Source organism: uncultured Chitinibacter sp. (genome assembly GCF_945957625.1).
GTDB classification, from domain to species: Bacteria; Pseudomonadota; Gammaproteobacteria; order Burkholderiales; family Chitinibacteraceae; genus Chitinibacter; species Chitinibacter tainanensis.
Genome location: NZ_CAMFLP010000006.1, coordinates 40,513 through 53,500 on the forward strand (window position 1 = coordinate 40,513; position 12,988 = coordinate 53,500).

16 protein-coding genes are annotated in these 12,988 nt (G+C 55.5%); 5 read left to right on the forward strand and 11 right to left on the reverse strand.

Annotation, left to right across the window (positions count from 1 at the left end; genetic code table 11):
• Positions 1-284 precede the first annotated feature (284 nt).
• Positions 285-686, forward strand: coding sequence for a hypothetical protein (locus QV747_RS08790; protein ID WP_273430921.1), 402 nt, complete (start codon positions 285-287; stop codon positions 684-686).
• A 70-nt stretch (positions 687-756) separates the two neighbouring features.
• Here the strand turns inward: QV747_RS08790 and QV747_RS08795 are convergent, their stop codons facing one another.
• Both QV747_RS08795 and QV747_RS08800 read right to left on the reverse strand, forming a co-directional pair.
• Entirely contained in the window at positions 757-1,662 is a 906-nt protein-coding gene (locus tag QV747_RS08795; RefSeq protein WP_028449196.1) for a response regulator, read from the reverse strand.
• A 24-nt stretch (positions 1,663-1,686) separates the two neighbouring features.
• On the reverse strand, positions 1,687-2,481 hold the full coding sequence (locus QV747_RS08800; protein ID WP_047393481.1) for a ParA family protein: 795 nt from the start codon (positions 2,479-2,481) through the stop codon (positions 1,687-1,689).
• Positions 2,482-2,703: 222 nt separating this feature from the next.
• Here QV747_RS08800 and htpG point away from each other — a divergent pair, with 222 nt between their 5' ends.
• The 4 genes from htpG to QV747_RS08820 all read left to right on the forward strand — a co-directional run bounded on the left by htpG (position 2,704) and on the right by QV747_RS08820 (position 7,124).
• Positions 2,704-4,605, forward strand: coding sequence for a molecular chaperone HtpG (htpG, locus tag QV747_RS08805; protein ID WP_273430924.1), 1,902 nt, complete (start codon positions 2,704-2,706; stop codon positions 4,603-4,605).
• Between the two features lie 197 nt (positions 4,606-4,802).
• Positions 4,803-5,084: a hypothetical protein gene (locus QV747_RS08810; RefSeq protein WP_273430926.1), complete on the forward strand. Its 282-nt coding sequence runs from the start codon at positions 4,803-4,805 to the stop codon at positions 5,082-5,084.
• 30 nt (positions 5,085-5,114) lie between these two features.
• Positions 5,115-5,300 carry a hypothetical protein gene (locus QV747_RS08815; protein WP_273430927.1) on the forward strand — a complete coding sequence of 62 codons (186 nt, stop codon included), beginning with the start codon at positions 5,115-5,117 and terminating at the stop codon, positions 5,298-5,300.
• A gap of 3 nt (positions 5,301-5,303) precedes the next feature.
• Positions 5,304-7,124, forward strand: coding sequence for an ATP-binding protein (locus QV747_RS08820; RefSeq protein ID WP_273430929.1), 1,821 nt, complete (start codon positions 5,304-5,306; stop codon positions 7,122-7,124).
• Here the strand turns inward: QV747_RS08820 and QV747_RS08825 are convergent.
• The 9 genes from QV747_RS08825 to rpsI all read right to left on the reverse strand — a co-directional run bounded on the left by QV747_RS08825 (position 7,102) and on the right by rpsI (position 12,968).
• Entirely contained in the window at positions 7,102-7,422 is a 321-nt protein-coding gene (locus QV747_RS08825; protein ID WP_273430931.1) for a lipopolysaccharide kinase InaA family protein, read from the reverse strand. The two genes, QV747_RS08820 and QV747_RS08825, sit on opposite strands and share 23 nt — an antisense overlap.
• 60 nt (positions 7,423-7,482) lie before the next feature.
• On the reverse strand, positions 7,483-8,289 hold the full coding sequence (locus QV747_RS08830; RefSeq protein WP_288791498.1) for a leucine-rich repeat-containing protein kinase family protein: 807 nt from the start codon (positions 8,287-8,289) through the stop codon (positions 7,483-7,485).
• A 97-nt stretch (positions 8,290-8,386) separates the two neighbouring features.
• A complete protein-coding gene (locus tag QV747_RS08835; protein WP_273430935.1) occupies positions 8,387-8,953 on the reverse strand; it encodes a hypothetical protein in 567 nt (188 codons plus the stop codon).
• A 45-nt stretch (positions 8,954-8,998) separates the two neighbouring features.
• Entirely contained in the window at positions 8,999-9,715 is a 717-nt protein-coding gene (locus tag QV747_RS08840; protein ID WP_273430937.1) for a 4'-phosphopantetheinyl transferase superfamily protein, read from the reverse strand.
• Positions 9,716-9,780: 65 nt separating this feature from the next.
• Complete coding sequence (erpA, locus tag QV747_RS08845; protein WP_028449191.1) at positions 9,781-10,131, reverse strand: iron-sulfur cluster insertion protein ErpA; 351 nt, start codon at positions 10,129-10,131, stop codon at positions 9,781-9,783.
• A gap of 85 nt (positions 10,132-10,216) precedes the next feature.
• On the reverse strand, positions 10,217-10,630 hold the full coding sequence (locus tag QV747_RS08850) for a polymer-forming cytoskeletal protein (protein ID WP_034618997.1): 414 nt from the start codon (positions 10,628-10,630) through the stop codon (positions 10,217-10,219).
• A gap of 9 nt (positions 10,631-10,639) precedes the next feature.
• A complete protein-coding gene (locus QV747_RS08855; RefSeq protein ID WP_273430940.1) occupies positions 10,640-11,359 on the reverse strand; it encodes a DUF6776 family protein in 720 nt (239 codons plus the stop codon).
• 9 nt (positions 11,360-11,368) lie between these two features.
• Positions 11,369-12,412, reverse strand: coding sequence for an N-acetyl-gamma-glutamyl-phosphate reductase (gene argC, locus QV747_RS08860; protein ID WP_273430942.1), 1,044 nt, complete (start codon positions 12,410-12,412; stop codon positions 11,369-11,371).
• Between the two features lie 163 nt (positions 12,413-12,575).
• Positions 12,576-12,968 (reverse strand): 30S ribosomal protein S9, encoded by a 393-nt coding sequence (gene rpsI, locus QV747_RS08865; RefSeq protein WP_028449188.1) that lies wholly within the window; start codon positions 12,966-12,968, stop codon positions 12,576-12,578.
• Positions 12,969-12,988: the final 20 nt, after the last annotated feature.

Sequence of the window (12,988 nt, forward strand, 5' to 3'; positions counted from 1 at the left end):
AACTCGAAAACGGGTATAGCGACAGAAGCCTTGATTTTCATAGATTTCACAACAATACCTAGGCATGTATAGATGCCAGCATATCAAGTAGCGCAACGCAAACAGCGGAAGACACACTGCGCTGAAATTTGCCTAGCACATCGCCGTCGCGCCGAAACACCACGCGGTACACGCAAGCTGCTGCGACTAGGAAAAAAGATTAGACTAGGCGAAATGGGGGCGGACTGCTGTTGGCCAAAAACAGACATTTATCTTAAATCTTATCGTCATTTCAAAAGAACCAAATGCGGACCCATCTTGAATTTGTATCGCCACATTTCCCACCTTATGATGATGAATTTGAAACTGTTAACCCGAATAGGTACGGCAAAAGATTGGCCGACTTCTTAGCCAAAGAATTAACCGCCGATGGATTTACAATTAAAAATGTCATTGCTGAGGACTGGGGCTGGATGGTCTCACTAGACAATCCTAAATTCACCCTTTGGATTGGTTGTGGCAACTATGAAGAGTTCGATAATGGCTTTCTTTGCTTTATAGAAGCATCTACACCTTTCTTCGCTAATTTATTTTCTAAAATTGATATTGAGCCTGCTGTTGAGAAACTAGCAACAGCCATAGAAAGCATCTTGCTAAACAGCCAAAAAGTGACTCAACTCCGATGGTGGAACGAAGATGAATCTTAATGTTTAATCTGATTTGGATCGTTAGCTGCTCCAACAAAAAACCGCCTCACTGCGGTTTTTTGTTGGAGCATCAGTTTTTCTTAATTCGCACCAGCACTTCGTTCCCACAGCCCTGATATTCCACGCTGTCGAACGAGAGCATCCGTGCCATTGAAATCCCGCGGCCGTGTGGGTCGAAGGCGCGTTCGGGCGAAAATTCGAGGAAAGGCTGCCAATCAAAGCCGCGGCCTTCGTCTTTGATGCGGATCTGCACTTCTTCGGCCGCGCTGGCAAATTGCACCACCACCACGCGATCTTTGTACGTCGGGTCTTGCAGGCGGGCTTCGACTTCATCTTGCCAGCGCCCGGTTTGCAGGAGGCGGGTTTTTTCGCCGTAGCTGATCGCTAAATTGCCGTGCTCGACGGCATTCACCAAGAGCTCGGATAAGCCCAGCGCCACCCGTTGCGGATCGGGGCAGGCGCGGGAGAGCAGCAAGGTCAGCTGGCGGGCTTCGTCGAGCGAGCGAAAGTGAAACTGGCCGTTCACCAGCAATTTGTACGAATCGGCGTGCTCGGCGATTTCGCGCTCGAGTTGGCTGCGCTCGGTGTGAAAGCCCACTGCGGCGGCCACGATCGCCAGCAGCATTTCGCGTTGAAATGGTTTGATCAGATAGTAATACGCGCCAGCGGCGAGGCCTTCTTGCACGTTTTCTGCTGCACCCACCGCGGTTTGCATAATCACGGGCACATGCTGGAATTCGGGGTGTTGCTTGAGTTTGGCCAGCACCTGCATGCCATCCATGCGCGGCATCATGCGGTCGAGCAAGATGGTATCAAAGCCGATGCGATCGCTTTGCAGCACTTCCCACGCCTCTTCTCCATCCATCGCGGTGGCAGTCTCGTAGCCGGCATCGTGCAGATGCTCGGAGAGAATTTCCAGATTGAATGGTTCGTCATCGACGATCAGAACACGCCCGGGTTTGGCGGTGGGATTCATTGCAACGTCCTCGTCATACATGGCTTACTCGGCAATATACGCTGCTTGATCAGCACTGGCTAATTCAGCGTACAGGGCGACAAATTCTTGCGCTAATTTGTGGCGTGGATCCAGCGCCACCAGCGGCAGGCTGCGTTCGTGCGATTCGCGCACCTTCACCGAGCTGGACAGCCGGGTTTGCAATACCGGCAAATGCTGGGCTTCCAGCTCTTGCACCAGCCGCTGTGGCAGGCTGGCGCGCGGCTGAAATTGATTGACCACAATCCCTTCGATTTGCAGATCGGCATTGTGATCCTGGCGAATTTCCTCCACCCGCGCCAACAGCCCCAGTAAGGCATCGCGCGAGAAAGTATCGCAATCAAACGGGATCAAGCAGCCGGTGGCGGCGATCAGCGCCGAGAGGGTAAAGAAATTAAGCGCCGGCGGCGTATCGATATACACCTCATCAAACTGGCCGGTGAGTTCGGCCAGCGTTTCGCGCAATTTGTAGATTTTGTAGCGGGATTCGAGCTTGCTTTGCTGCTCGGCAATCGCCGGATGCGAGGGCATTAAAAATAGATTGTCGAGCCCGGTGGCGTGGATAAACTCGGCCGGGCCTTTGGCGTAGAGCGAAAAATTCAGCACTTGCTCGAAAAAGCCGGCGAGATTGGGCTCGAGCTGCTCGCCCGATACCCCCATCAGGTAATGGGTGGAATTGCCCTGTGGATCAAGATCAACGACCAATACCCGCTTGCCGGCCGCCGCAGCCACCGCCGCCAGATTGACCGTAATGGTGGATTTGCCCACCCCGCCCTTCTGATTGAACACCACCCGTCGCAACATCGTCTGCCACCCCGTTTCGCCGCATCCATCATGCTGCGCCCACTATACCACTGCCCTGCTGCGCCGCCGATGTACGCGTCAGTCTCGTGTCATCAAGGCAACGCCATACCCGTAGTGTATGCAGGGTCTTGAAGCCGATTAACTTAGCCCCATTTAGACAAAGATCGCCGCCAACGCGGCTCTATTACTTGTCTGTAACCCCACAGGGATAGAAGAACCATGAGTAAAGAAACCCTAGGCTTTCAGGCCGAAGTTAAACAACTGCTGCAATTGATGATTCACTCTTTGTATTCCAACAAAGAGATTTTCCTGCGCGAGCTGGTATCCAACGCCTCTGACGCGTGCGACAAGCTGCGCTTTGAAGCCATCAATAACGATAGCCTGTACGGCAGCGACCCTGAGCTGAAAATCCGCGTGAGCTTTGATAAAGACGCCAAAACCGTCACCATCAGCGACAACGGTATCGGGATGAGCCGCGAAGAGGTCATCAAGAACATCGGTACCATCGCGCGCTCAGGCACCAAAGAATTTTTCAGCCAGCTTTCGGGCGACGCACAAAAAGACGCCCACCTGATCGGCCAATTTGGCGTGGGCTTTTATTCGGCCTTTATCGTGGCCGATAAAGTCAGCCTGACTACCCGCCGCGCCGGCGAAACCGCCGCTACGCGCTGGGAATCGGCTGGTGATGGCGAATTCACGCTCGAAGACGTCGCGAAAGAGAGCCGCGGTACCGAGATTGTGCTGCACCTGAAAGACGGCGAAGAGGAATTTCTCAGCGATTGGCGCCTGCGCAGCATTATCCGTAAATACTCAGATCACATTACCTTGCCGATCGTGATGGCCGCTCAAGCCGGCTACAACGAAGACGGCTCGATCAAACCCGCGGAAGGTGACGAAACCGTTAACCAGGCTAATGCTTTGTGGACGCGCAGCAAGTCTGAGATTACCGACGAGCAATACACCGAATTCTACAAACACGTTGCCCACGACTTTGAAGCGCCACTGGCCTGGAGCCACGCTAAAGTCGAAGGTCGGCAGGAATACACCGAGCTTTTGTATGTGCCGCAACGCGCGCCGTTCGATTTGTACGACCGCGAGCGTCGTCATGGCGTGAAGCTGTATGTGCGCCGCGTGTTTATCATGGAAGACAGCGAAAAATTGCTGCCGCAATACCTGCGCTTTATCCGCGGCGTGATCGACTCATCTGACCTGCCGCTGAACGTATCGCGCGAGATCTTGCAGCACAGCAAAGACATCGAGCAGATCAAATCCGGTTGCGTGAAAAAAGTGCTGGGTATGCTCGAAGGTCTGGCCAATTCGGAAGAAGCGGCAGAGCAAGAGAAATACGCGAAATTCTGGAGCGAATTTGGCCGCGTACTGAAAGAAGGCGTCGGTGAAGACTTTGCGAATAAAGAGCGCATTGCTGGCCTGTGCCGTTTTGCCTCAACGCATACCGATTCGGCCGAACAAACCGTCTCGCTGAAAGACTACATCGCGCGGATGAAAGATGGTCAGGAGCTGATCTATTTCATCACCGCCGATTCATTTGCCGCTGCGAAAAACAGCCCGCACCTCGAAGTCTTCCGCAAAAAAGGCATCGAAGTCTTGTTGCTGAGCGACCGCGTGGACGAGTGGGCGTTTAGTGGCCTGACCGAATTTGAAGGAAAAAAACTGCAATCGGTGGCTAAAGGTGAGCTGGACCTCGAGAAATTCACCGACGAAGAAGAGAAAAAACAGCAAGAAGCGGCCGCAACTGAGCTCAAAGACGTGCTGGAGCAAATGAAAGGCGTGCTCGGCGAATCGGTGAAAGACATTCGCGTAACCCACCGCCTGACCGACAGCCCGGCGTGCTTGGTGGTAGAAAACACCGATATGAGCGCGAATTTGGAGCGCCTGTTGAAATCGGCCGGCCAAGATGTTCAAGGCAGCAAACCGATTCTGGAAGTGAACCCAAGCCACCCGCTGGTGAACAAGCTGAAAGCCCAAAGCAGCAGTGGCCAATTTGGCGACTGGACGCAATTGCTGTTTGATCAGGCGCTGCTGGCCGAAGGTGGCCAGCTGCTCGACCCAGCTGCATTCGTAAAACGTCTGAATGGCCTGATGCTGGCGCTGCAAGACTAATACCACCTCGGGTATAGCCCTACAAGGCAAGCTAGATAAATTCTGCTAGCATATACCCCACCAACCGGCCCTGCGGGGCCGGTTTTCTTTTATGCACCAAGGCCCGCACCAATACGCGGCAAAGCCGCGAGTATGTAAGCCAGAATGGTGTGAATAGTCTAACCTGAGTGCACAGCCTCACAATCAAGGAGTTCAACATGTTGCGCCGTTGCCTGTTACTGTGTGCCCTGACCTTGGGGCTTGCCCTGCCCAGCTGGGCCTTGGATGCGCCCAGTGGCAAAGTGCTTGTGACCTTCAGCGGGAAAATCAGCCATAAAAACCAAGGTGAGCTTGCCGCTCTGGATGCGCAGCTCTTGGATAAACTGCCTTGGGTCGAAATCCGCACCAGTACGCCATGGTATCCGGGCGTGAGCGTATTCCGTGGCCCACGCCTGCAAGATGTACTGCAGTTGGTAGGCGCGCAGGGGCAAACGCTGTAAATCAAAGCGCTGAACGACTACATCACCACCGTGCCGCTGGCCGACGCTGCCGAATGGCAGCCGATTCTGGCCCGCATGCACAATGGCAAACCGCTACAGGCGCGCGATAAAGGCCCCTTGTTTCTGGTTTACCCCTATGACAGCAATAAAAAGCTGCAAAGCGAGCTGTATTACTCGCGCTCGGCCTGGCAGATTAACAAAATCGCTGTGAAATAATCGATGCAACTCAACTACGGCCGCTGGCAAAAAATGGAAATGCGCCTATTGATCGGCGCTGCCATTTTTTTGTTTTGCAGCTTTGTGGCGCTCTTGGTGCTGCAGCAGCGCCAAATGGGCACGCTGCGCCAGTTTGCGCCGATGGGCTTTGACAACCCGGTCTGGCCCTACACCCAGCTCAGCCTCGAATACCACCGGCTGATCGGGCAAATTGACCGCACCTTGCTCAACCAGGGCCGCCCCGAAGAGCTGGAAGAGCTGCAAACCCGCTACGATATTTTTGTCAGCCGGGTCGAGATTTTGCTAAATGGCAAATCCAGCCTGCCACTGAGCCAATCCCCCGACAATCAGCCCACCATGCAAGGCCTGCAACGGCTGATTACCTTTGCCGATCAGCGCCTGAATGCCGAGCTGCATTTTAAATACGACCCACTGTGGCTCACCCAGCTACGCCGCGAGCTGATCCAGTTGGATGAAGGCGTGGCTCGCTTTGTGCAGCAAGCCAATCATAATGCGGCACTGGAAGCGGAAATGCGCTCGATTACGGTGCAAAAACAGCTCAAAGTCTCTACTGCGATTGCCGTATTTCAGTTTGTTTTGCTGGTGGTGGTGATGCTGCTGATTTACCGCCAGCACGCCAGCGCCACCCGCCGCCGGCTGGAATTGGAAATCCTGAATCGCACGTTGGAAGAAGCCAGCCAGCTGGCTCAGCAAACCAGCCGCGCCAAGAGCCAGTTTGTGGCCAATATGAGCCATGAAATCCGCACGCCGATGAATGGCGTATTGGGTATGCTGGAGCTTTTGGGCGACACGCCGCTCAATCAAGAGCAGCGTGAGATTATCGACACCGCCGGCCATTCGGCACGGCATTTGCTGGCCTTGCTCAATGATATTTTGGATGTGGCCAAGCTGGAATCGGGCAAGCTCTCGCTCAGCCAGCAAACTTACTCGCTGCCGCAGCTAATCCGCGAAGTGCATCAGCTGTTTACTGTGCAGGCCCAGGCCAAACAGCTAAGTTTAAGCTTGGATCTGGCCGATGATTTGCCGGCCTGGCAGCTCGGTGATGAAATCCGCCTGCGGCAAGTGCTGTTTAATCTGCTGGGCAATGCGGTGAAATTTACCGAGCAAGGCAGCGTGCATCTGCATGTCTGGAGCGACCCGCAACGACTGCATATCAGTATTAGCGACAGCGGCATTGGCATGTCAGAGCAAACGCTCAGCCAGTTATTCCAGCGTTTTAGCCAGGCTGATGCCACCACCACCCGCAAATATGGTGGCACCGGGCTAGGGCTGGAAATCTCGCGCAATTTGGTGCTGCTGATGGGGGGCAATATCAGCGTGCAGAGCGAGCCGCAGCGCGGCTCCACCTTCCATATTCAGCTACCTCGCCAAGATTGCCCACCGCCGCAACTACGGCCGATCCTGCAGGACAATAGCGGCATTCGCCCGTTGCATGTGCTGGCCGTGGACGACAACCCGGTTAATTTGAAGGTCATCGGCAGCATTTTGGAAAAAATGGGCCAGCAAGTAGCCTACGCCACCAATGGCCAGGAAGCCCTAGAGATGGTGCAGCAGCTGCGCTACGACTTGGTACTGATGGATGGGCAAATGCCGATCATGGGCGGCGCCGAGGCCACACGGCAAATTCGCGCCCTGGGCGGCGAGTGGCTCAGCTTGCCGATTGTGGCGCTCACCGCCGATGTGCTGAGCGACTCGCGCGAGCAATACCTCGCCGCCGGGATGGATGATTTCCTCGCCAAGCCGGTGGATATTACCGAGCTGCGCCGCGTGCTACGCAATATCAGTCAGCAGACACCCGGCTAAACAATTCGGCCCGCAAATGCGCCAAGGCCCGCGCCTCAATCACCTGCAGCCGACGCGCTAATTGCTGATCGGCCGGATCAAACAAACTGGCCGCGCCCAAATCTCCCAGATAGCTGTGCTCGCCATACCAGAGCAGATTATGCGCATATACATCACCATGTATTAGCCCAGCAGCGTTCATGGCATTGACCGCGCTGGCAATACCCCCATAAATGGCCTCTGCTTGCGCTCGTGTGAAGCGCAGACCTGCAGGATACACATCGCGGGTACAGCTCTCTAAACTCGGCGGGCCAGCCATTACGCTAAATTCAGCCCCAATCCGTTCAAACAGTAACGCCGCTTGCCCTGCGGGCGCATCCTACACCCGCGCCAATAGGCGAATCAAGTGCGGGTGAGGCGGCGCGGCCAGATTGGCGGCCAGCTCAGATTCGGTCCAGCCGTCGCTACCCAGCCCGGCTTTAAAGCATTTCACAGCCGCGGCTTGCCCCTGCCAGCTGGCCGCAAAAATCTGCCCCGAAGTCCCCTCGCCCAGCCGCTCGCCAAGCTGCAGCGCGGGCCACGCCACTTCCGGCACAGAGCGCTGCAAGGCCGCAGCTTCAAGCTCGGCACTGAAGGGGTTACCCGCAAACGCCAGCCAGGCCAGCGCGGGCAAGTCCCACAGGCAGGCGGGCAAGGCGTGAAAATCATTTGCGGCAATGCGCAGTAATTCAAGTTGCGGACACTGGGCCAGGCTTGCCGGCAGGTGCTGCAAGCGATTGCCCGCCAGCATCAACTTTTGCAGCCGCGTGCACTGCCCCAGCTCGGCGGGCAGCTCGCTAATCTGATTATCGGTGAGGATCAGCCAGCGCAAACGCGCAGGCAAAGCCGTAGCCGGCACTGCGCGAATCTGGTTACTTTTAAAGCCTACCATCTCCAGCGCCGGGCATTGCCCTAATACCGCCGGTAGCTCGGTAAAGCGATTATTCGAGCAAAAAATCACTTTAAGCTGCCGCAAGCGCGGTAAATCGGCAGGCAGGCTACTGAGCTGATTGCCGCTGAGATTCAAGATTTCGAGGCTATCGGCCAACGTAAAAATCTCATGGGGAAACTCGGTAAGATCAGCGGCGAGATCCAGCCGGCGCAGACCATGCAGCGCGCCGCTGCGCAGTTGTTCGAGGGTATGCATCGCAACAGTAATCAGATCGTGATGGCCAGCATGATACCCCATCTAAACAAAAACCCGGCGAGGGCCGGGTTGAATGGATCGTGCGCATATGAATTCACTAAAAGAGCTCGATATCACCCGCCAGTGGTTTACTTTCCGCCAGCTGCACATTCCCGGCCAGCGTAATCGCTTCGGCAATCGGCATGCCCTGCAAAATGGCATCGAACAGCTGTTTTTCTTGTTCCATCGTGTATTGCGAGCGAATACGCTGCTGCAAGCGATGCCACTCATGCGGCAAAAACATGGCTTGCCGGTCGGACACCAGCTCAGCCAGCGCACTGATGGTGCCGCACACATGATCCATGCGCTGCGAGAGCCGATCAAAAAACTGAAATGCCACCACCGAGCGCACATTTTGTTGCTGGATTTCTTCAACTTTGCTCTCGATTGCTAATTCCGCCGGTAGCTGCTGGCCGACTTCGAGCAAAGCGTCGCGCAAGCTTTCAATGTGGGTGGCGGTGGTCTGAAAGGACTCGGACAAGGTATTGAGCGAAGCACCACTATCCTGCATCGCATGCCGCACCTGCGCCACCACAATACCGAGCATCAGGATCGTTTCCTGCACTTGGCTCCAGTTCAGATCAGGGTTATGCACTGCGGTGCCGTTGTGAGGGGATTCCAGCATAATGCGCCAAGCCTTGTGGTCGTGATAACACCACTATAGGAATGCTTAGCGGTGATCGCCATCCAAAGCTTTATGAATTGAGCATATTCGCGTCAGGCTGATGTGGGTGCGTAGTGCCTGCCAGTTTTGCGCCTGATCACTCGCCAGCGCCAGCCAGCACCGCTCTGCCACCTGCCAGATTTCCACCTGCCAGTCGCCAGGCTCGGTAGTCAATAGTTGCCAGCCTTGCGCCGTCTGCAGCAATTCAAAACGAGCTAAGCCGCCAACGATGCCGGTACCCAAAGCTTTAAGCAGCGCCTCTTTGGCCACCCAGCGCAGGTAAAAATGGGCGGACAGCTCCGCGGCGGGCGTGGCAGCAAGTTGCGCCGCTTCGCGCGGACTGAAATAGCGCTGCGCTAGCGCCATCATCCGTGTACTGCGGCGCGGATATTCCAGATCAATCCCCACCCGCCCCTGCCCCAAGGCTGCAGCTGCGGCGTGCGGGCAATGGGTCCACGACAAGCCCTCCAGCGCCGGCCAGGCTGGCGCGTAAGGGCGGCCGGCCGCTGTTTGCGCCAGTTGTGTTGAGACCCCGGCCGCGGCCAGTAAATGCTGTGCCTGCTGCCGCGCCTGCAGGGCCTGCTGCAAACGAGCGGGCTCGCAGATGCTCTGCAGCCGTTCGGCTTGCTGAGCATCAAGCTGAGCCAGCACGGCGGCTTGCTGCTGCGCCGATAGCGGCTGGGCCAGATCGGTAAGGCTAAATTGGCTAAGCGTTGGCATCATCAATAGTGGGCGGCCAAGAAAAAAGCGGCCACTCGGCCGCTTTGTCCCCAGGTAAGCCGTTAGGCTTAAACCGAGAAAGACGAACCACAGCCACAAGTTGATTGGGCGTTCGGGTTCTTGATGGTGAACTGCGAGCCTTCCAGGCTTTCCACGTAATCGATCTCAGCGCCGACCAGATACTGGTAGCTCATCGGATCAACCAGCAGCGTCACGCCATTTTTGGTTACCGGCGTGTCGTCATCATTCACGATTTCATCAAAGGTAAAGCCGTACTGGAAACCCGAGCAGCCACCGCCGGTCACAAACACGCGCAGTTTCAGATCTGGGTTGCCTTCTTCGGCGATCAGTTCGCTGACTTTGGCAGCGGCATTGTCGGTGAAGACAAACGGCATGGGCATATCGGTTTCGGTGGTCATTACAGCTCCGAAAATAGTTGACTAAAACAATAGGGTTTATTATCCGCTGCTCGTGCGCTGCGGTCAATGCTGCCGGGGCCGCTGGTCAGGATTTGCTGGGCTCAACCCGTGGCACATCCTCTGGCGACACTTCTTCGCGCTTGCCGTTATGCACATGCACCAGATGGCCCTCGATGACTGCGCCGGGATGCATTTCCAGCGTTTTATACGCCAGATCACCGACAATGCGCGATTTCGATTGCAGCTCAACATACTGGCTCACTTCAATCGGGCCGCGAATCTCGCCATTCAGAATCAGATGGCTGCATTGCACCTTGCCTTCAATGCGTGCTTTTTCACTCACCACCAGCGTGCCTTGCTTGGCATCGGCCATGCTGACATTGCCCACAATCACGCCATCCACCCGCAAGCCACCGGCAAATTGCACATCGCCAGTCAGGCTGGTGCCCTGACCAATCAGGCTATCAATCTTGGTACTGCCTTTTTTCTTGCTAAACACGGCTTCTCCTCAGATTTTCTTCTGGCAACTGGCTTGCACCTGATTGCCCTGTTCGCCAAAAAATTGGACGTCCAGCAGTAGATTGCTGGCGCCTTCTGGCGGCTCTAGCTCACCTTCCAGTTTGGCGTAATGCTTGGCTTGCACCTTGATCGGGCTGCTTTGCCCTTGGCTGATGCGGCCTTTTTTGCCTTCGTGCTGGTATTGCAGATTCACCTGCAAACGCCCGAGCAATTCATCGGTGCGATTCATGCCCTGCACCAGCAACAGCCGGTAGCGATATTTGCCTGCTTCCAGCGGCTGCAATTCGCAGGCAACAAAACTCGCTAACCGCGAGCGATCATTGCTTTGCAATAACGATTCGAAAAACGACAGCGTTTCTCGGGTGGCGGAGAGTTCTTGTTGTTGCTGTTTTTGCGCAGCCAGCAAGGCATCGCGCTCAGCCAGCACAATAGTGAGTTGCTGGGCTTGCAAGACTTTTTCGTTCAGCAAAGAGGCAATCTGCTGTTGGGCTTGCTGACCACGTGCCTGCTGGCTACTGCTTTGCGCGGCCATTTGCTGCTGCAATTGCCGTTGCCCATAGAGGTATCCGCCCACACACAAGGCGGCACCTAGGCTAGCGAGCAATACCCCACGCAGACAGCGCATACGCCAACTGGCTTGCGGGCGCAAAGACAGTGGCGCAGCGGTTAGCCGCGCCCGTTGCAAGCGATATAAACGCTTTAGTGGCATGCGGATGGATTAAGGCAGCAATGGCACGATATCTAGGCCGGCAGCTTCCGGCTGGCCAAACATCAGATTCATCACCTGCACCGCCTGACCCGAAGCACCTTTAACCAGATTGTCTTCCACCACCAAGATCACCAATAAGTCGCCATTGCCTGGGCGATGCACGGCGATACGGGCGGTATTGCTGCCGCGTACCGAACGGGTTTCGGGGCAAGAACCAGCCGGCATCACATCGACAAAGGGCTCGCCAGCAAAACGCGTTTCAAATAATGTCTGGATATCGGCGGCTTTGCCAGCTTCGGTCAAGCGCGCATAAATCGTAGAGTGAATGCCGCGAATCATTGGCGTGAGGTGCGGCACAAAAGTCAGCTCCACCGGCGCGCCGTGAATGGCCGACAAACCTTGCATGATTTCTGGTGAATGGCGATGGCCTTTCACGCCATAGGCTTTGAAATTATCGCCGGCTTCGGCAAAGAGTGTACCGACTTCGGCTTTGCGGCCGGCACCGGACACACCCGATTTGCAATCAGCAATAATGCCGCTGGTTTCGATCAATTGGGCGCCATTTTCAAGCAAGGGCAACAAACCAAGCTGCACTGACGTTGGGTAGCAACCGGCCATCCCGATCAGCCGCGCCGCTTTGATCGCCTCGCGATTAACTTCGGGCAAACCATACACGGCTTCGGCGAGCAAATCGGTGCAGCTATGCTCCATCGCATACCATTTGGCAAACTCAACCGGATCTTTGAGGCGGAAATCGGCCGCCAAGTCGATGACTTTCACGCCAGCTTCGAGGAGTTCCCGCGCCTGCGCCATCGCCACGCCATGCGGGGTAGCGAAAAACACCACGTCACATTGGGTAAGCTGTGCATCTTCAGGGGTAGAGAAAGCAATATCCACGCGCCCGCGCAGGCTTGGATACATCTCCGCCACTTTCATGCCGGCTTCTTTGCGCGAGGTTACGGCCACTAATTCGACCTGTGGATGGCGAGACAGCAGACGCAGTAATTCAACGCCGGTATAGCCAGTGCCGCCAACAATCCCTACTTTGATCATGTTCACTTCCCCCTGAGAATATCAGCGCGATATTAAAGCAAAACCGCCATTCCAGCACAGTGTTTTGGCCATAGCGGCGCAGATTGTGCCCATCAGCCAGCCCGGTTTGGACGTAAAAAAAGCCACCCCTGAGGATGGCTTTCTTGGCAGCTCGAAAAACGAATTAACGTTTTGAGAACTGTTTGCGACGACGTGCACCGCGCAGACCCACTTTTTTACGCTCAACTTCACGAGCGTCACGAGTCACGAGGCCAGCTGATTTCAGCGTTGGCTTCAGAGCAGCGTCAAAGTCGATCAGAGCGCGAGTGATACCGTGACGAACGGCACCAGCTTGACCAGACTCACCACCGCCGACTACGTTGACCATGATGTCGAACGATTCGAGGTTGTTAGTGAGTTCCAGTGGCTGACGAACGATCATACGGCCAGTTTCACGGGCGAAGTATTGATCCAGACCTTTACCGTTTACTACGATATTGCCAGTACCTTTAACCAGAAATACGCGAGCTACTGAGCTCTTGCGACGGCCGGTACCGTAATTGTATTTACCTACCATGATGCAATTCCTTTAAGTTC